We start from the raw sequence: 18,897 nt of genomic DNA, 5'->3' as shown, positions 1-18,897 counted from the left end.
GCAAAAATTTAGAACAACAATGGCCACAAATAATGTAAAAAAAATTGCAGCCACACCAATAACTATTATACTAGTTCGCCTAAGCTTCCCCATAAAGAATCGTCCTTATTGAAATAACTAGAATCGCACCAATGTTGTCCACAGAGATTCCCATGTGCCCCCCCCCCAGGCATCATTCCCCGCACCTTGATTGCTCCCGTCTATGTGCGCTGCCCACCTGTCATGGCATATTATCAGTGTTTGTAACAATGGAATTAAGTAATCCGAAATCGTCCAGTGAGTCCAGTCAATCGCTGTGATTCATCCCGTAGCGCAACAATCTGAATTTGCGTGGTTTCAATCTCCTTGTTTATGCCAATGGTTTTCCGAGAAATCATCATGATATTGTCATTAATGGCGCTTGCAGTATTTCTCAAGTCTTCTGCGGAGGTCGCCACATCGGCGACTCGTTCCGAAATGTTGGCAATAGATTCGTTTATAGACCCAAGACGATGCAGAGACTCTCCAGCCATTTCCGTTCCATGCGACACCTGCCCATTGGTTTGAACCATTTGTCTTGCAAAGGACTGCATTTGGGATTGAATATGTGTTATCTTTGCAGAAATATCCTCTGCCGCAACAGCGGTTCCTTTGGCCAAATTGCGGACTTCGTCTGCCACGACTGCAAAACCTCTTCCATATTCGCCAGCACGTGCCGACTCTATAGCCGCATTGAGAGCAAGTAGATTGGTCTTGGCCGTGATCTCTTTTATGGTGCTGACAACACTTCCAATCTGGTGAGAAGATTCTTCCAATCTCTGGACTTGTTGCGCCATGCTAATAATAGCAGTTCCTGCTGAGCTTAATTCTTCTAATGACAGACCAATGGCTGTATTTCCTTGTTGGGTTGAATCGGCGGTAGCGCTGGCAATTTTAGATATATCTTCTGCATCCTGTGCTACACGAACGCTCGTTGTTGTCATATTGGTCATTGCGTCACTCGCCTTCTCAGTTTGAGTGCTGGTGTCACCGACCTCTTCAGTCAGCGTGTTTGTCACGCTGGAGAGTTGCACGCAGGTATCCGAGATCTGTTGGGCGCTGACACTAATGCCTTTGATAAGCGTAGACAAATCAGAAGCCATCTGGTTGGTTGCGATAGCAATTTCGCCCAACGGGCCGCCGGCATCCACTGGGACCTTCACATTTAAATCTCCTGAGGCAATTTTTTGGATTGCTTTACTAATACGTTGAAGCTGCTGGACAACACTGCGGACAATAATCGAACCAAATACAAAAATCAGAAATATGGCGGTCAGTCCAATGATGATTAGCAATATAATAGCCCGCTTGTCTGCAGCTGTTTTCTCTTTGATGGCGGCGTGTGAAACCTTGTTTTGATTGGCCACGATAGCGTCTACATTTTCATTGAACCTTCTCACATCGGGTAAAAATTCATTTTGATAGGCCGTCAACGCCCCTGCCTGATTCATTGTTGTTGATAACAGCAAGACCTTATTGCTCGCATGCTGCAAAATTTTTTCCGGCCCAGTAAAACTGTTTGCTATTTCTGGAGACACACGCTGTAATCTGGCAAAGGATTTGGAAACCTTTGCCTCTCCCTGCTTGAGGGCTATGTAAACCACCGGTTCATATTGTTGCTCTGTCGCTAGAATACCTGTCAGCACAATGTTGGCATCTACGCTTTGACGAAAATCAATTAAGGCGGCGGTACGCTCGGCATCGCGTAGTGTGTCTGTTCCTGATTGTTCTGCCATAAAAAGCGTCCATGTAGCTGTTGCAGCTATGATAATTAATGATATTATGGCACTCCACATCAATGCATGGACTAGTTTTGTGAATGAAATAGCAGATATATTGAATGATGCTTTCATGTTTTCCTCTCTTTAACAGTGTCTCTTTTATCGCGACAATTTGATCATCCTAGCTTACAGCGCTCCTACTGCCTTAGTCACCGCCCGGGCTAGTTCATCGGGCACAAATTTGGCGACATAGCCATCGGCACCGACGCTGTTCGCGTGGGATTCATTCGCGGATCCCGATAGGGAGGAGTGGATAACTACAGGAATAGCCTTTAGCGACTCATTTTCCTTAATTTTTCGGGTCAAGGTAAACCCATCCATTTCCGGCATTTCCAGATCGGTCAGGACTAGAGCCACCTTTTGGCGGATAGGTATATTTGCAGCCTTGGCTTCCTGCGCTAAGATTTGTAACCGCTCCCATGCCTCTTTGCCTGTCTTGGTACCGATGAAGGGTAATCCAAGGGCACTCAAAGCTTTTTCAATCTGGCTACGGGCAACACCTGAGTCATCGGCATAGAGCACTACAGATCCCTGGGGAATGCCCACCGTGTGGGTTTGCACCATTTCATCGCCGATCATGAAACGCGAAGGAAGCACCTTTCGCAAAATTGCCTCCACATCCAAAACCAAAGCGACTCGCCCTTCCTCCGCCTCTTCATCTAGTCGAGCAAAGCTTGTTACCATGCCTCCTACGGCTGCGCCTTCAGCGGACATCACTCGGCTCCATTCCAGTCGCAGGATCTCTTCCACTTCTTCCACGGCAAAACCTTGGATAGAGCGCTCATATTCGGTAACCAAAAGTATGCTGCGGCTCGCGGGTACGCAGCCCACCACGGCAGGCAGATCGAGTACTGGAATAATTTGGCCGCGGATATTCGCCACCCCCAGCACATGCTCAGGCGCTCCGGGCATGGGCGTGATAGGCGGCATGACCAGTGCTTCGCGAACCTTAAAGACATTGATCCCGAAAATTTCTCTGGTACGGGTGTTTTGATCTTCTCCGAGGCGGAAGATCAAGAGCTCAAATTTGTTGGTACCGGCGAGTTTTGAACGCTCGTCGACTTCCTGCAAGACATCACTCATGGGGGCTCCTTTACACGTTCTGGTGACAGATGGCGGTACTCAAGGTGTTTAACTTGTCCAGAATCTCCTGCTCCAGGCGAGAGATTTCCGTACTCTGCCGGATGGCTTCCTCCCGATTTCCCGATTGCAGGGCAGCGCAGATGGCTCGAGCCATTTGATGAACATGGATATGCACATTTTCCAGCTCGCGAAAGGCGGATATCTGACCGAAGAGATCACGGCCGATACCGTCATACCAAAGCCCGAATTTGCATTGATGATGATCAGGTATATTTTCAGCGGCTGGTGCTACATTTCGCTCGGCCACCGCAGCCAGAATATTCCGTACAAACAGTTTATGGTCATTTTTAGCCGCATCAATAGTCATGCGAGCCGCCAGGGTGTTGAGGGAATTGATCCTGTTTCCAAGGGCAACGGTAACTGACTCGGCGCCACGGACCATGTGCCCGGCGGACTGACTGGCTCCTTCAATGGCCTTGGCCGAATCCTCAATGGCGGTGATATTGCGCCGCACCTCATCAGTGGCTTCCTGGACGCGTTTGGAGAGATTGCGCACTTCGTCGGCCACTACGGCAAAGCCGCGGCCATGCTCGCCGGCCCGCGCGGCTTCGATAGCCGCGTTGAGGGCGAGAAGGTTGGTCTGGTAGGCGATCTCACGGATGGTCTGGGCAAGGCGACCAATAGCACCCACCTCAGTGATGAGCCCTTGAGACGCTTTGCTGTTCTCCGCGACGGAAAGACCCAGCTTATTGATCGTGCCTCCCACCTCCTTCATAGCGCTCATGATTTCTTTTGCAGTGCCGGTCAGGGAAGCGGCATGCTCATTGGCGCTCTTGTCCATACTGATGATGACTTGCTCCACCTGCTTTGCGTCACTGATATCCCGCCAGGAGGCATGGAAGGCCAGTACCTTTTTTCCCTTGTCCCATATTGGCGTAAAGTTCAGGTCAAAAGTTATGCCGCTGATGGTTAATTCGCTCCGATGTTCCTGTTTGGAGCCCCCTGCGAGACCCCGGAATATCCCACGAATCCGCTCGGGGTCCTTGTGAAACTGGTGAATGGAATGGCCTAGAGCCGTCCGCACATCAGCTCCACGTAGCCTGGGGTTGAGGTGCCCATGGTGGAAATTCATGGTCTCCAAGGCCGCGCGATTCATATAAAAGATGACGTTGTCCATTTTTTCGTCGGCTTCACACAACATTTCCAAACTGGAAAGAGGTTCAAGCAAAGCCTGCGCATAATCCAGCAATTGTTCGCGATCCATGTTTCTGCTCACTTTTTAGATAAGGCCAAGCGTTCAATGAGGTTCCCAACCCCCCACCGATCTGACGGCGGCTTCCTGTTTTTGCGTGTTCATCATCGTCCAGCCTCTTTCAGCGGGATATGGCGGTGCCAACAGCGAGCGCGTCAAACCAGCTCAAAAAACGTTGTACGTTTTCTCCGGCATAGATAGCGCCGTGTTGAGGGCAGAGAAAGTCTATATCCAGCTGGCTAACACGACTGATCCAATCGTTCTTGGCCTCTTTGGAAGGCATCCAACGTTGATGGAAGAATTTGGCGTGCTGGATATGATCATCGAAGGCCTTACTGGAATCTGGATCACGCCGTTCTACCCAAGCACTGTGCCTCGACGGCAGCAACGCCGCCCCCACATCGCCGGAGAAGAAAACCTTGGCTTCAGGGTCATAGACATGGAAGTTGGCCGAGGAGTGCAGGTAGTGAGCGGGGATGAATTCCAACTTTCGCCCGCCGATGACGAGTTCCCCTCCCTCATCGGGAATACCCACAAAATTCGCGTCCAGGGCTCCATAGTGACGGATGAAACCCTCCCAGAGCTTTGGCATGTGCCACTGGATATTGCTGTTACAGGCATTCCATAGGGGTAGACTGGAGGCAATATCCGGATCTTGATGGGAAACGAAGGCAGACTGGAGAGTGGAAGGCTGCACTACCTCGACCATGGCGGCGAAGACCTGGGGAAAAATTTCGAAGCCGCCGGGATCCAGCAGAATGCTCTGTTCGTTGGATTCCATGACATAGACATTAGAGTCGATAACCCGATTTTCATCCTGGTCGTAAATGATCCACCAGCGGTGGTTGCCCGCTTCAAATACCGATGTTGCTTTCATGCAGAATTTCCTCCAGTTGGTTATGATATTTCCAGATGGCATCCCGCACCGTGGCGACCGCCATTCCCATGTCTCGGGATACCCGCATCAATGGTGCGCCGGTGCCTTCGGAGAGCGCGGCTTCGATGCGGCCAATAATGACCACATATTCTTGCTCAGCAATGCCTTCCTGCAGCTTCTCCACACTTCTAATCAGTTGACGTAGAATGGTAAGCGCCACGGCCTCTTCCGCGATGATGGCTTGCTCCCAGGCTTTTTCGGTGCGGACGAATGTGGGGCAGGTTATGTCGTAGTGATACATTTCCTGCACTTTCCGATGGAAAATATCGGCATAACTACGGTGCTGCAGAATACGCATGTGGGCCTGGATGAGAGGAGCGATGGATTCCTGCAGGTGGGACGCTGCTTCCTTGAGGTTGGCCGCACGCTCGCGAAATGCCTGGGCCACCACGCCATAACCCGCCAGCGCTTTGCCATGACGTTTGACTAGCACCATGGCATTCAAAGCACGTCGGTCGATCTCGCGTAGTGAACGTTCGATGGTGTGGCGGGTATGGTAGGAAGCGTCCACGATCATCATGATGCGTTGAATATTCATTCGACAGTTCCTTCAGCGGCGAGCGATGCGGCTGCGCCCAGCGCCCCGGCATCGAGAATGAGGACGACTCCGCCCTTGCCGGAGATGGTGGCACCCTGGTACCAGTTCTGGTCGGCAAGGAAGTCGATGGGCTTGACCACGGAATCTTCGTTGCCGAGCACCTCGGAGACAATAAAAAGACCGCGCTCGGTCAGTACCCCCTCAACGCTCTCGGAATCCATGCGCATGGGTTTATCCTGTAGAATGGCGCCCAGATCTACCAGCGGTACGATCTGGGTGTCATCGACTCGGTAAGTAACCCGACCAGCCAGCCGATGGATGCGATGCGCCTCCATGTCGGTCAAGCTGTCGATGGCTGATACCGGCAGGGCGTAGATATCCCGCCGCAAACGCAGGTAGAGGACCGGCAACACGGCCAAGGTAAGGGGAAATTCCATGGCGATGCTGGTACCCTGGCCGAGGCGGGTCTGGAGATCCAGGCGACCGCGCAGCTTACGGGCCGTCTCCTTGACCACGTCCATACCGACGCCGCGGCCCGATAGATCCGTAGCCTGGTCCTTGGTGGAAAAACCAGGCCTGAAGATGAGTTCCAAAGCCTCCTGTTCCGAGAGGCGGACGGCCTGCTCGGCGGTGATGACTCCCTTGTCGATGGCCTTTTGGGTGACGAACTGGCGATCAATTCCTTTGCCGTCGTCGGAGACCTCGATGCGCACCTTGTCGCCCAGATGGATGGCGGCGACACGCAAATTGGCGGTGCGCGCCTTGCCTGCGGCGGCGCGTTCCTCAGGACTTTCGACACCGTGGTCCAAGCTGTTGCGCACTAGATGCGTCATGGGGCCAGCGAGGGCATCAACGACGGCCTTGTCGATCTCCACATCTTCACCCACGATCTCCAGCTTGACTTCCTTGCCCAGTTGTCGCGAGACATCGCGCACTACCCGGGGCAACTGTTGGAAAAGGCGCTTGCACGGCTGCATGCGCAAGCGCATGACGGTGTTCTGGATATCGTTGACGGTGAGGTCCATCTCTCGGGCAATACGGGCCATGTCCTCATTCTCTTCGCTGAGGCCACCCACAGCTGAGGCGAGGCGATTGCGCAGAAGTACGAGTTCTCCCACTTGGTTCATGACTGCATCCAGGCGCAAGGCATCAACGCGCAGAGTGGTTTCAGCCACTTCAGGTGGACTGTCCTGCTGGGCTGCTGCTTTGCTCATTGTAGGCACTGGCTTTATCTGGTCTTGGACTGTCAGGGGAGCAACCGTGTTTTCTTCAGTAATGGGAGGCTTTGGCGAGGTTGCTGGCCAATCTCCAGGTTTCTGGCCGGGACCGTATAGCTGGTCGAGATACTGCTCGAACTCATCCTCCGTAATGATATCTTCTCCATTACCAACAGGGCACGCGGAATCCACGCCCTGCTGTTGGAGATAAATCCCGTCCGAACCGTCCTCACGGGAGCGATGTTCTATGTATAGGGCATCGGATACGTTGAGCGAAGGATGTCTCACTGGTGCAGATGTTACCGCCACATCTGGAGTTTCCGACGGCGCGGATGCTCCCACTAAGGGCTGTCCACTGGCCATTTCCTGAATCATCTTTCCCAAACTCTCCGGACCGATGGTTGGATAATCGCCGGCTTGCAACGCACCTAACATGCCTTGTATTACATCGATCCCCTTTAGGATGATATCCACCATCTCTGGCGTAATGCGCAGGCTTTTGTTGCGCACTTTGTCGAGTAAATCTTCCAGATGATGGCACCAATCAACCATCGCTGTAGCTTCCAGGAAACCCGCCCCGCCCTTCAGGGTATGAAAGGCGCGGAACAAGGATGCGATGGCATTGGCGTCATCGGGGTTGTTCTCCAACGTCAGCGCTTCGCCCTGTGCTTTCTGAAGCAACTCCGTCGCTTCAGGTAGAAAGTCCTGTAGAATCTCCATGTCCATGGTCATATTCCCAGCTCGGCCAAAAGAGCATCTACATCATCCTGTTCAACACGCTTCCCATGAATCGCCGCATCCAGGGCTGGCGCGTCAGTGTGCGCAAATGGTGCTTCTTCCGGCGTGGAAGCAATATCAACGGTCTCCATGCGGGGCACTCCCATAGCGTCTTGCAAGCTTGTCAACGCCTGGCTGATACGATCATCCACCGCATGCAAAAGACGCAGTGCCTTTTTGAGGCGCTGTCCAGCCAAATCCTGTCCTTGCTGAGAGTTTAGAATGGTGGCCATGGCCGCCTTGATCTCCAGGATATCCTTGTCGATAAAGCCTTGCCGGACGCTCTCAATCCGTCGAATAGCGGCTTGGGCCGATTCAAGTGCCTCTAACGTATTCATTGTCTGGGTTTCGGACAACGCCAAGGCTTCTTCAATCGGGTTGCAGGCATCTGGCAGATCATCACCTGCACCAGCGATACGTCTCAGTCCCTCATTCAGGAGTAGGTCGGCCTCTGCCAGCAGGCGTAATCCATTTGACTGCGTCGGCATGCCTACGGATGAGTCAGCCGTTAACAGCGGTTGCATCCTATCAGTATCCGACTTGCAATCGGTGGTGATAGCTGGTCTTGCTTTGCGTCGTGTCATCGCACGGCCTCCAGACGTTTGAAAATGGCTTCAAGTTTTTCCTTGAGCACATCGGCGGTGAAAGGTTTGACAATGTATCCGTTGACCCCCGCCTGGGCAGCTTCAATGATGTTTTCCTTCTTGTTCTCTGCCGTTACCATCAACACCGGCAGGTGGTGCAAGAGGGGGTCGGAACGAATGGCGCGTAACAGATCGATACCCTGCATGTTGGGCATATTCCAGTCGGTGACGACAAAGCCGAATCCACCTTTGCGTAACGCGACCAACGCGTCTAGCCCATCCTCCGCTTCGTCCATGTTTTCAATGCCCAGTTCTCGAAGCTGTCCTTTCACAACGCGGCGCATGGTCGCAAAGTCATCGACAACTAAGTATTTGAGGGTGGTGTTGATGCTCACTGGTTTCCTCCGATAGCATTAATTTATTGTGGCGTTTGCTATACCTGTCGGCATCTGTTCCGTCAGGCGCGTCATTTCTCTCATGATAATGCGCGTATTCCCCTGCACGACGATGGTAACTCGTCGGTTGCCTGCAAGCGCTTGTTGCATGGTTTTCTGGGTATAGGGAACGGCAGGATGATATCTGCCGCGACCTACAGCGCTCAGGACAGACGGATTCACACCATCATGCAGAAACCTGTTCAACACCGAGAGCGCCCGGCCTGATGAGAGGTACCAGTTCGACGGATACTTTGCGGAACGTATCGGTTCTTTATTCGTATAACCTTCCACAAAAATACGATAGTTGAGAGGCTTTAGTACCAACCCCACGGCATCGACGATTTGGAGCGCCTTGGGCTGAAGTTGGGCGCTGCCGTTAGCGAAGAGGACGCTGGCATTGATCCTTATTCTGGTCCCCATTGGGGTGTGAGCAATGCTGACCTCATGGGTATTGATCAATGGTTGTAGCACTTTTTCCAGCTCATCTCGCATCCGCCTCATGGCAAGCTCCTGTTCACGAATGGCCTGGGCGACTGCGGGCGGCACAGCAATCAGCGGCACTGGAGAGGGTAGATGATGGAAAGGCGCGTTGGCTTTGGGTGGGACCGTTTCCGTCACGGGTCGTTTCCCGCCAAAAGCAACCTGCATGGATTGCTCGAAACCTTCAACTTTGGCCTTGTTTACTTGAGAGATGGCAAACATCACGATGAAGAAAGCCAGCAACAAGGTCATGAAGTCGGCATAAGAGATCAACCATCGATCCGCTCCAGCCGCATTCTCGGATCGCTTATGCCGCTGTTCATCCAAAGCTTCCAGATCGTCTGCTTTGGTGCTCATGCCGCATTGCTCATGTCGGCGGGAGAGGCGAGCTTCTCTGCATCGTGGAGTGGTGGAGTACGGGTTTTGGGCAAGTAGTAGCTTTCCAACACCTCCCGTAACTCCATGGTATTAGTACCACGCAGAATGCCTGCGAGTCCGTCTAAAAAGACATTGCGGGCCACCAGTTGTTCCGCGATCACTCCGCGCAGACGGTTGGCTGTTGGAATGCAAATTACGTTGGCCAGGACCAGTCCGTAAATGGTGGACACAAAAGCGGCGGCAATCCCAGTGCCCAGCGTAGATGGATCATTGAGGTGGTGCATCACTTCGATGAGCCCCGTTACCGCACCCATGATGCCAAAAGTAGGCGCATATCCCCCAGCCGCTTCATAAAGGCTAGCTGCCATCATATCTACCTCGGTTTGCGTATGTAGGCGCAGACGCAGGGTTTTGAGAATAACAACAGATTCGATACCATCCACGGCCATCTGCAGGCCTTTTCGCATGAAAGGATCCTCAACCCCCTCGATCAACGCATCCATAGAGAGCAGGCCACCGGTCTTCGCCTTTTTGGCCCAATCAATGATCTCATCAATAAACTCAGCAGGATCATAATGAGGAGGATAAAATCCCCATTTGATTATCAGTAGCGCCCGTTTCGCGATGGGCCATGGATGCTGCACCATGGATGCGCTGACAGCTCCGCCTACGACAATGATAAGCGCGGCCAGATTGAGAAAGGCAATCGGACTGGTGCCATCCACCATGGCGGCACCTAGCAGTGCAGCGAAGCCGCCGGCGAGTCCAAACGGGAACAGTAAATCCAGGCGATTTTTCGCCGTGGGTTTTTTGTAGCCCCGCCCATCTAGTGTGCTTTTTATTTCTTCATTGGCCATGGAGGCGGTTCCCTATTGCATAAGCAGCTTGGTGATATAAAGATCGGTCACAGTAGCCTGGGAATCTGTCTGCCGTAGTACTTGGAGCACGGCCTGGCGCACAGATTTTTTTAGTGCAGCGCGGACCGGTGGCTTGGTAATTGTTTCATTTATATCGGGAAGCCGCAGCAAGGCGGATAGCACGCTGGCACGTAACATCGCCTTGTGCGTAACCGCCCAAGTAGCGGGGAGCGCCTTAGGAGAGGAGATCACTGCGGACATGTTGATTACCAGATAATGCGGTGTGCCATGCGGACCCTGCACCGATAGCACAAAGGATTTGAAATTTAGTTGCCGCATATATGGTTTTGGTGTGGCGGTAACCGTTGGCCGATGCAATATCCACCATGCTCCGCCACCTCCGAGTGCCAACAACAAGAGGATAGAGCCACCGATCAAGATTTTTTTATTCATTAAGAGATCTCCAAGACACTTTTCAACGGCCTTGCACCGGGCACTTCGGAAAAAGCGACCACAGCCATCGTTAATCCCGCCGAATGTAGCCAAGTGGACAGTGCCTGGCGCAATGGGTCTCGCACCACGAGCAGCGGTTTTAACGATTGTGCCTGCATCGTCTCGATGCCTTGCCGTAGTGCTTGCATGAGGTGCATCAGGATAGAAGGTTCCAGAGCAGGCATTCCATTTGGACCGGCTGATTCCACTGCATTCAGTAAAAGTTGTTCCATGGACTGCCCAAGTATGGCGGTCTGAATGGGGTCGTCGGGCGCCAGTACGCTCAGTATCTGGCGACCGAGGCGTGAGCGAATAATCTCCACGGTTTGCACCATGCTAGCGCCTTCCTGTCCGTTTTCTGCCAGGGTTTCAAGGATGGTCGGCATATCACGGATAGAAACTCCCTCAACGACCAGTTCCCGTAAGACCTTGCTCAAGGCTGGTATGGAGATGACGCGCGGGACAACCGACTCCAGCAGCTTTCCATTGCGTGCCGCGGCGATGTCAAGCAGTTCCTGGGTTTGTCGCAAACCAAAAAGTTCGCCGATATAACGGGTTAGGCATTCATTGGTATGCGTGGTGATTACCGTGGCCGGATCAATGACCGTGTAGCCGAGCAGTTCTGCATCATCACTGCGCTCCGTAGCAATCCAATATGCGGAAGCTCCAAATACCGGATCGGTCGTATGAATACCTTCCAAGGGGGGCAGTGGAGCTTTCCCGGATATGGCGAGCAGAGAGCCTACGCGCACATCGCCGGTGGCGACCCGAACGCCATGCACCTGAATGCGATAGCCGCCGGGACGCAAGGTCAGATCGTCATGAACATGAATACTGGGAAGTAAAAAGCCTAGATTTTCGCTGGTCCGCCGCCGCAGTAGGTTAAGTCGTTTCTGCAGGTCTCCACCCTCGGCAATGAGCGGGATGATCTGATAACCAATGGCTATGGAGAGCGGTTCCACCGGGCGCAAAATATTGGAATCCACAACGTCTGCCGGAGGCTCTTGGAACGGAGCGGTAATCGCTTGTGCCGCCGCTGTGGCTGTAACTGTGGCTCGACGCTGCAGCACCTGCCACAAAATGCCCGTCAATATGGCGTAAAACAAAAAAGCAACGTGGGGCATGCCGGGAATAATGCCTGTTACACCCAAAGTAATAGCGGTGATAAGCAGCCCCTTGCGGTTGCCTCCGAATACCTGCCCACTAACCAAGTGACTCACCTCGCCCTCAGTGCCGCTACGACTGACGAGAATGCCAGCCGCCATGGAAATGACCAGCGAAGGGATTTGTGCGACCAATCCATCTCCAATCGAAAGCAGGGTGTATGTTTTCGCAGCGGCAGCGAGTGATAAATTGTGCTGGAACACGCCAATAATCAGGCCACCAACAAGATTGATGATGATGATGAGTATGGCGGCGATGGCATCGCCGCGCACGAACTTGGAAGCGCCGTCCATAGAACCGTAAAAATCTGATTCGGCGCTGACTTCATCACGACGGCGGCGTGCTTCGATCTGCGTGATCATGCCAGCGTTTAGGTCTGCATCTATAGCCATTTGCTTGCCAGGCATGGCATCTAGGGAGAACCGGGCGCCGACTTCAGCGATGCGGGAGGATCCCTTGGTGACGACGACAAAGTTGATAATGATCAGGATGGCGAATACGACAATGCCCACGACATAATCGCCACCTACGACGAAGCGACCAAAGCTTTCAATCACGATCCCTGCGGACTGATTACCGTGAAATCCATGCAGCAAAATAACCCGTGCCGCAGCGACGTTAAGCGCCAAACGAAGGAGTGTGGCAAGCAGCAACACGGTCGGAAACGCTGAAAAATCGAGTGGTTTTTTGACGTGCAACGCAGCAAACAGGATGAGCAGAGCAAAAGTGATATTAAAGGTGAACAACACGTCTAGCAGAATGGGTGGCAGCGGAACCACGATCATTGTGAGGATCATGATAAGCACCAGTGGCCCGAGCAGCGACTGATAATTCGCCCATAGCTCAACAGGAGCCGGGATGGCGCCGGACGAGGCTTTGATAGTTTGTGGATCAGCCATGTTGGGTTGCCTCCTCAAATTCTCTGCCGATCTCGGCGGAAAGTTCAAGTGATCCCCAGTCGCGCGGTGCTGCTCCACAACCTGCTTTAGCGCGATTCAATTGTTCCACATAGGCGAGGACAATGGCCACGGCTTCATACAGGCCTTCTGGTATGGACGCACCAATCTCACCGAATCGATACAGGCCACGGGCCAGCGGTGGGGCGGTAAGGATGGGGACTTGATGAGCGCGTGCCCGTTCCTTGATGTGTTCGGCTATCAGATCCGCACCTTTAGCCACCACCTGAGGCACAGCCATGGATTCTTGAAATTGCAGCGCAACGGCATAATGGTCGGGATTTGCGATCACCACCGTAGCCGTTTCGACGGCCTTCATCATACGCATTTTTGCCATTTTGCGGCGCAGTGCCCGTATACGCGATTTAACAATGGGGTTGCCTTCGGATTCCTTATACTCGTCCTTGACTTCTTCCTTGGACATTTTCATCTTGGTGGCAAACATCCGACGCTGAAGGATGCCGTCCACCCCTCCTGGGATGAGCAGCAGCAAGGCAAAAATCATAAAATCTCCCCCCAGTGCCTGCAAACCATGGGGGATTGCGGCATGGGGTGACTCTGTCAGCAGAGCGAACCATTCTTCCCTCTGACCCCAGATCATCAGACCCATGGCCGTACCTAACACCATGGTTTTCATGATATCGCCCAGCAGGAGCGTGGCGCCCTGTTTAGAGAAGGGTTTCATGATCCCCTGCAGCCAGGACAATCGACCAATGTCGAAGAATTTTTGCGGAGAAAAGGTCCATCCGCCGATGACAATTGTTCCGCCGGTAGCCATCAGCAAGGCTACCGTGCCAGTGATCAGAAAAACGCCGATGGCTGTTCGCAAGTCGTTCAAGACATTGCGAAAGAGGTCCTGAGGGTTCAGCAGTGCGTGTGTCCCGACTGGTGGTGACAGGGAGATCACCAGATTATTGTAGAGATCAGTACCAATCACCGGGGCAATCTTCAATAAAAGCCCGGCAACTCCGATCACTACGGTGGCTGAAGTAAAATCCTGGGAACGGGCAACATCCCCTTTTTCGCGGGCATCATCCAATCGCTTTTGCGACGCCTGCTCAGTGCGATCTTCTTTTTCTGCCATCGTTCAGACCATCCGCACAGTAAGAGAGAAGAGGTGTTCTACGAGTCGTGGTAGCCAAGGAATGAGTGCATAAAGTCCAGCCATACCCACAAGAATCAAGATCGGGAAACCGATGGCGAAAAGATTGATCTGTGGCGCGACGCGGGCAATCACCGCCATCCCAAGATTGGCGACAAGCACCATCATGATGACCGGCAGGGCGATGAGAATGCCGTCGGTAAATATCACCTGCCCATAGTTGGCCAAATGCAGCCAGTTCCAGTTCGGCCAAAAAAATCCTATTGGAAACACCTGAAAACTCATGGCCACGACATGAAGCATTCCGAGGACGGCGCCATCAGCAATAAGAAGGAGCAAGACACCAAAAGAGAATAGCTCGCTAAGGGTGTTGCTTTGTTCTCCATATTGCTGGGATACCGTGGTAGCAAACCCAAGCCCCATGCTCAAAGCGATCCATCCAGCGGCTAGCTCGATGACTCCCAGCATGGCTCGGAAAAGGAGACCAAGGCTAACGCCAATCACCATTTGCACCGTCAGGATGATCATGGCAACAGCCATGCCCGGCCATGTAATGGCGGTTGGCAGTGTGGGGATAATGGCCCAGGTGACTGCAACGCCAAAACCAAGTCTCCAGAAGGTCGGCAACCAACTAGAAGAAAAGAACGGCGCCACCGATATAAAAGCCAAAATACGGGTGAGCGGCCATACGGCGGTTTCCACCCATCCGTTGACTTGTGCCTGTGTAAACGTAATCAGTGTTGCAGCCATAACGGCACCGCTTGAGCAAGTTGTTCAAACCATTGTGTAAATGTGGACACAAAGATCCACCAGCCAAAAATAAAAATAATCCCCACAACGATTATTTTTGGAACAAAAGAGAGCGACACATCATTCCAATGCAACCAGGCTTGTAGAATGGTAACCAACAACCCGACAATGACCGTGGCTAAGCCAATCGGGAGAAAGGCGATCATCGCGTACCAGAGATCCTGGCGGAGCAGTTTGGTGATCATGTCAGTGGTCACTGTTGGGTAACTCTCGGTCGCGTACAGAGATTGTCGTTGAGACGCTGTTCCTGCTGCCGTTGAGTGCTTGCTTCCCCTTGCTGCTGTTGTGTGAAGAGATGCATGATCTGTCGCTGCAAGCGTTGAGCAGCACCAGCCGTAGCAGCGGCGATCGCCTGCGTTTCCTGAAGGTGCAGGATGGTGGAATGCTGAAGATCCAGCGCCGTGTGCATGGCCTTATGGAAGTGCTGGGCACCGAGGAGCAGATGAGTTGGACATCCTGAGTCCTGATCAAGCCATTGTCGGGTGCGCACTTCCAGTTTGGCTGCATGTTGTAAGAACAGGACTTCATGTGCCGTGGCCTGTTGCAGTCGGCGCTGTTGCTCAGCGGCCTGCTGTGCCGTAATTTGCACTTTTCGCGTGGCCACGGCCTGCAAGAGTTTTAGTGTTTCCGGTCGCATCAGTTCACGCTTCCGATAGCCATTTGCAGGTCGCGGAGGCTGTCTGTGAACCCGCTGGATTCCGTCGGCGATTGCTGCAAGAACTGACGCAATGCTGGAAATTGCAGTACAGCTTGGTCTAACAATGGGTCGGATCCTGCGGCGTAGGCGCCGATGGCAATCAGATCTGAGCGCTCTCTATAACGGCCCCACAAATCTAAAAATTGCTGAGCTGCTTGTCGGTGTTCCGGCGTCGTTACCAGCGCCATTACTCGACTCGCGGACAACGCCGGTTCAATGGCCGGGAAAACCCCGTTGGCAGCGAGATCCCGAGTGAGAACGATATGTCCATCAAGGATGGCTCGAGCGGTATCCGCTACCGGGTCCTGCAGGTCATCTCCTTCCACCAGCACCGAATAGAAAGCAGTGATCGCCCCGATTTCTCCCGTTCCGGCACGTTCGGTCAATAAAGATAAGGAAGAGAATGCCGAAGGCGGGTAGCCTTTGGTGGCGGGTAATTCCCCCGCCGCCAACCCTACTTCGCGGGCGGCCATGGCATAGCGTGTGAGGGAATCCATGATCAGCACGACCTTTTGGCCCTGATCGCGAAAATGTTCGGCAATGGCGGTGGCATACTCGGCACCACGCATGCGCAGCACCGGTGGCGCATCTGCTGTAGCCACGACCACCACCGCATGCCGCAGACCATCCCCGAGAATGTCTTCCACAAATTCCCGGACCTCGCGGCCGCGTTCACCGATCAGCGCGATGACAGCGACATCGGCTGCGGCATGTCGTGCCATCATCCCGAGGAGGACGCTTTTACCCACACCACTGCCGGCGAACAGGCCGACTCGCTGCCCTTCTCCTATCGTTAGCAGGCCATTGATAGCACGAACTCCGACATCTAGAGGCTCCCGGATGCGTTGGCGACGCATGGGGTGCGGCGCCGGGCTTTTCAGCGGACGACGTTCTGGGGCAAGTAGGGGGCGTCCGTCCAGCGGGCGACCCATGGCGTCGACGACACGCCCAAGCAGTGCCGAGCCGACCGGTACGGAAGTGTTCTGGTCCATCAGGGTAACCAGCGCACCGGGGAAAATGCCGCGTAGGCCACCAAAGGGCATGATGGTGGCGCGGTCTCCAGAAAATCCGATGACCTCACCCAAACGCCCCCCCTCCGGCGTTTCCAGCCGGGTATATTGACCAATCATGGCGGATACGCCTACGGCTTCGAGCACCGTGCCATTGACACGCAGTACATGACCAGAAATGGGCGGTGGCCCCCAGTCGCCAAGGGTGGAGGTGAGCTCTCGCAGGTGCATTTCGGCCTGGGCTAGCATCCGCATCAATCGGCTCCCGTGAGTTTGGAAAGGGCTTCCCCCCAACGCGTTTCGATCCGGGCATCCCATTCCGGCATGGTGAATCTTTCGGCGCCAGTAGTCTGTCCAGATGTTTCCGGCGGTCGGGCCTGCACGCGCACCCCACCCCTTTCCATGAGAGGATCAGGAGTAATTGTCCAAGCCCCCGGGGCTGAGTCTCGCAGGCTTTCAATATCGTCTGGATGCAAGACCAAGTGGGGCGTCAGAGTGGGCAATGGCAGTGTCTTGAGCAAATTCTGCAATTGTTGCTGGAGCGCGTCCGCTGTGGTTTCTCGTGCTTCCTTGCGAATTACAAAGCGAGCCACATCCAATGCGATAGAAAGCGTCATCCTCTCCACGAATTCTCTCGTCTCTTCTTCCCAGTTGGCCAACTCTGCGGCGAGGGTTCGGAGAAAGACCACCTCCGTCGCCGCCGCAGCTAAACCTTCAGTATTTCCGGCGATCCGGCCTTCCAGCTTTCCAGCGATCCAGCCTTCGTCTTTCCCAGCGGTGAAGCCTTCGTCATGCCCTACTGTCCAGCCATCCATTTGTGCGGCAGCGAACACCTGTGCTTGAAGTTCCTCTGCCGTTGGCACAGATAATGCAGTCTCCTCTAGCTGGGGCTCCTGACCGGAAGCGTCCAGACTGGAAAAAAGAAAGGGGGTAATGTGTGTTGCATTCATAAATGGCATATATGCAATAAATATACCGCCATGCTTGTTATGTTTAATATGTATATTATTCAAGCGCATGCCGGGAATCTGACCGAATGGGAACGCGCGACTTCAGTAGTGCAGGCGGCGCGCTTGGTCTTGGTCCGGGAAAATCCTACGCCCGATGCTCAGGTAACTGCGCTGGCACCAACGACGCATGGTTGGCTGACTGCCTGCCAAAGTCCGCTGCAGGCACGAATGACGGACCGTAGCGCCTGGGCGGCAACTGTGGCAGTGTCTTGTGCTACGCCGCGTTGGACCATTTATGTGCCATTCACTTTCACATTGTGGCGACCTGTTGTCCTGGCTGCGGACTTTTTGCGCGCAGGTGCCGTAATAAAACATCAGGACTTGACCGTTCGACGCGAGCTGATCTCGGCGGAGACAGGTCCGGTCTGTTTTTCTGAGGGGTCCGTGGTGGGGAAAGTTTTAAATGCCAATGTAAATACTGGAGCGAAGATCGACCCACAAAACTTGGTGGCACCAGAAATCATTCATCAGGGGCAGCAGGTAACTTTGGAAGCCCGCTTTGGGAATGTGCGCATACGCGCCGAGGGAATAGCCCTGAATGATGGGCGTCTCGGTTCCGCGCTTTTGGTACGTAACACCGAAAGTGGCAAAGTGGTAACTGGAATAGTTCAACTGGATGGAAAGGTATTGCTTACGCCCGGTAAATCATAAGGGGATGGCTTGATGAAGAAAAAAAATGTTGCCCACCTGGCTGGGGTAATGGAAAATCTGAGAGCCATGAACGTGTTACTTGATGCCGAGAGGGTGGCCGTCTCCAGTGGAGATTATGACCTGCTGGTGCAGGTTGCGGATGAAAAAACGCGACTTATGGAGTCTTTTCAGATCGATGGCGCAATAGTGTCGGAGGTTAGAGAGTTGTTGCAGGAAATCTTACAGAAATCGACAGACAATGGTATGATGGTCGAAAGTGCATTGCGTTTTTGGCGAAAGGCACATCAACAGTTGATGCATCAGTACATGGACGGTACTGATGCTTCTTCGCCGTTCGCGGCGGGAGGCTAGCAATGAACAATCCATTGGGTGGTGTAAGCAGTGCCAGCGGTGCTTCCTTCGGTTCTCTAGAGACACAAAACGCGGTATCACATACATCAGCATCGTCGCTGGCAACATCAAAAAAAGCCGCCCAACCAGCGATGGGTGAGGCTGTTCCACCGCAGCCAGTTTCTTCTGATCTTGCGCATCTTGCGCGTCTTGAAGGGCTGCGTGGACAGGTGCAATCTGGAAACTACGTGGCAGATGCAAAAGCCACTGCCACGCGTTGGCTGGCAACCTCAGCGGGAATGGTAGCTCATAAAGTGAAGTGATGTCCGGGGCGGC

General features: G+C 53.5%; 21 protein-coding genes and 1 pseudogene. 3 read left to right on the top strand and 19 right to left on the bottom strand.

All coding sequences use genetic code 11. The features are described from left to right. Positions 1-254: 254 nt before the first annotated feature. The 19 genes and pseudogenes from H2515_RS11690 to H2515_RS11605 form a co-directional block, all read right to left on the bottom strand. Positions 255-1,871 carry a methyl-accepting chemotaxis protein gene (locus H2515_RS11690; RefSeq protein WP_083091576.1) on the bottom strand — a complete coding sequence of 539 codons (1,617 nt, stop codon included), beginning with the start codon at positions 1,869-1,871 and terminating at the stop codon, positions 255-257. Positions 1,872-1,925: 54 nt separating this feature from the next. Beyond that, on the bottom strand, positions 1,926-2,882 hold the full coding sequence (locus tag H2515_RS11685) for a chemotaxis protein (protein ID WP_065413835.1): 957 nt from the start codon (positions 2,880-2,882) through the stop codon (positions 1,926-1,928). A 10-nt stretch (positions 2,883-2,892) separates the two neighbouring features. Beyond that, entirely contained in the window at positions 2,893-3,249 is a 357-nt protein-coding gene (locus tag H2515_RS16560) for a CZB domain-containing protein (protein ID WP_231551232.1), read from the bottom strand. 42 nt (positions 3,250-3,291) lie between these two features. Further along, positions 3,292-3,657: pseudogene (locus H2515_RS16555) on the bottom strand (methyl-accepting chemotaxis protein); the annotation flags it as partial. A 598-nt stretch (positions 3,658-4,255) separates the two neighbouring features. Beyond that, the gene (locus H2515_RS11675) at positions 4,256-5,011 is read right to left on the bottom strand and encodes an oxygen-binding di-iron domain-containing protein (protein WP_065413833.1); all 756 of its coding nucleotides are present in this window, start codon (positions 5,009-5,011) and stop codon (positions 4,256-4,258) included. Then, positions 4,989-5,609, bottom strand: coding sequence for a hypothetical protein (locus H2515_RS11670; protein WP_198660212.1), 621 nt, complete (start codon positions 5,607-5,609; stop codon positions 4,989-4,991). Before H2515_RS11670 ends, H2515_RS11675 begins: the two co-directional genes overlap by 23 nt. After that, positions 5,606-7,552: a chemotaxis protein CheA gene (locus H2515_RS11665; RefSeq protein ID WP_198660211.1), complete on the bottom strand. Its 1,947-nt coding sequence runs from the start codon at positions 7,550-7,552 to the stop codon at positions 5,606-5,608. Before H2515_RS11665 ends, H2515_RS11670 begins: the two co-directional genes overlap by 4 nt. 2 nt (positions 7,553-7,554) lie before the next feature. After that, a complete protein-coding gene (locus H2515_RS11660; protein WP_231551204.1) occupies positions 7,555-8,127 on the bottom strand; it encodes a protein phosphatase CheZ in 573 nt (190 codons plus the stop codon). A gap of 56 nt (positions 8,128-8,183) precedes the next feature. Further along, positions 8,184-8,582 (bottom strand): chemotaxis response regulator CheY, encoded by a 399-nt coding sequence (gene cheY / locus H2515_RS11655; protein ID WP_255305443.1) that lies wholly within the window; start codon positions 8,580-8,582, stop codon positions 8,184-8,186. A gap of 18 nt (positions 8,583-8,600) precedes the next feature. Then, positions 8,601-9,461 (bottom strand): flagellar motor protein MotB, encoded by an 861-nt coding sequence (locus tag H2515_RS11650; RefSeq protein ID WP_065413830.1) that lies wholly within the window; start codon positions 9,459-9,461, stop codon positions 8,601-8,603. Beyond that, positions 9,458-10,339 (bottom strand): flagellar motor protein, encoded by an 882-nt coding sequence (locus tag H2515_RS11645; protein WP_051984864.1) that lies wholly within the window; start codon positions 10,337-10,339, stop codon positions 9,458-9,460. The genes H2515_RS11650 and H2515_RS11645 overlap by 4 nt, the downstream gene beginning before the upstream one ends. Before the next feature lie 12 nt (positions 10,340-10,351). Continuing rightward, a complete protein-coding gene (locus H2515_RS11640) occupies positions 10,352-10,792 on the bottom strand; it encodes a flagellar basal body-associated FliL family protein (RefSeq protein ID WP_198660210.1) in 441 nt (146 codons plus the stop codon). Further along, entirely contained in the window at positions 10,792-12,894 is a 2,103-nt protein-coding gene (gene flhA / locus H2515_RS11635) for a flagellar biosynthesis protein FlhA (protein ID WP_083091574.1), read from the bottom strand. The genes H2515_RS11640 and flhA overlap by 1 nt, the downstream gene beginning before the upstream one ends. Further along, a complete protein-coding gene (locus tag H2515_RS11630) occupies positions 12,887-14,035 on the bottom strand; it encodes an EscU/YscU/HrcU family type III secretion system export apparatus switch protein (RefSeq protein ID WP_051984866.1) in 1,149 nt (382 codons plus the stop codon). Before H2515_RS11630 ends, flhA begins: the two co-directional genes overlap by 8 nt. A gap of 3 nt (positions 14,036-14,038) precedes the next feature. Further along, on the bottom strand, positions 14,039-14,803 hold the full coding sequence (locus H2515_RS11625) for a flagellar biosynthetic protein FliR (RefSeq protein ID WP_035194022.1): 765 nt from the start codon (positions 14,801-14,803) through the stop codon (positions 14,039-14,041). After that, positions 14,788-15,048: a flagellar biosynthetic protein FliQ gene (locus H2515_RS11620; protein ID WP_198660209.1), complete on the bottom strand. Its 261-nt coding sequence runs from the start codon at positions 15,046-15,048 to the stop codon at positions 14,788-14,790. The genes H2515_RS11625 and H2515_RS11620 overlap by 16 nt, the downstream gene beginning before the upstream one ends. 8 nt (positions 15,049-15,056) lie before the next feature. Continuing rightward, positions 15,057-15,500, bottom strand: coding sequence for a hypothetical protein (locus H2515_RS11615; RefSeq protein WP_035194025.1), 444 nt, complete (start codon positions 15,498-15,500; stop codon positions 15,057-15,059). Beyond that, complete coding sequence (locus H2515_RS11610; protein ID WP_141672387.1) at positions 15,500-16,825, bottom strand: FliI/YscN family ATPase; 1,326 nt, start codon at positions 16,823-16,825, stop codon at positions 15,500-15,502. The genes H2515_RS11615 and H2515_RS11610 overlap by 1 nt, the downstream gene beginning before the upstream one ends. Next, entirely contained in the window at positions 16,825-17,520 is a 696-nt protein-coding gene (locus H2515_RS11605) for a FliH/SctL family protein (protein ID WP_198660208.1), read from the bottom strand. Before H2515_RS11605 ends, H2515_RS11610 begins: the two co-directional genes overlap by 1 nt. A 48-nt stretch (positions 17,521-17,568) precedes the next feature. On the opposite strand from H2515_RS11605, the gene flgA reads away from it, so the two are divergent. The 3 genes from flgA to H2515_RS11590 are packed head-to-tail and all read left to right on the top strand — an operon-like array spanning position 17,569 to position 18,884. After that, positions 17,569-18,231 (top strand): flagellar basal body P-ring formation chaperone FlgA, encoded by a 663-nt coding sequence (flgA, locus tag H2515_RS11600; RefSeq protein ID WP_198660207.1) that lies wholly within the window; start codon positions 17,569-17,571, stop codon positions 18,229-18,231. 12 nt (positions 18,232-18,243) lie between these two features. Beyond that, a complete protein-coding gene (locus tag H2515_RS11595) occupies positions 18,244-18,582 on the top strand; it encodes a hypothetical protein (protein ID WP_065413826.1) in 339 nt (112 codons plus the stop codon). A 2-nt stretch (positions 18,583-18,584) separates the two neighbouring features. Further along, entirely contained in the window at positions 18,585-18,884 is a 300-nt protein-coding gene (locus H2515_RS11590) for a hypothetical protein (protein ID WP_141672386.1), read from the top strand. The last annotated feature ends 13 nt before the right edge of the window (positions 18,885-18,897 follow it).

The sequence above is a fragment of the Acidithiobacillus ferrivorans genome (genome assembly GCF_016250455.1).
GTDB lineage: Bacteria > Pseudomonadota > Gammaproteobacteria > Acidithiobacillales > Acidithiobacillaceae > Acidithiobacillus > Acidithiobacillus ferrivorans.
This window is presented reverse-complemented; position numbering and strand designations above follow the sequence as displayed.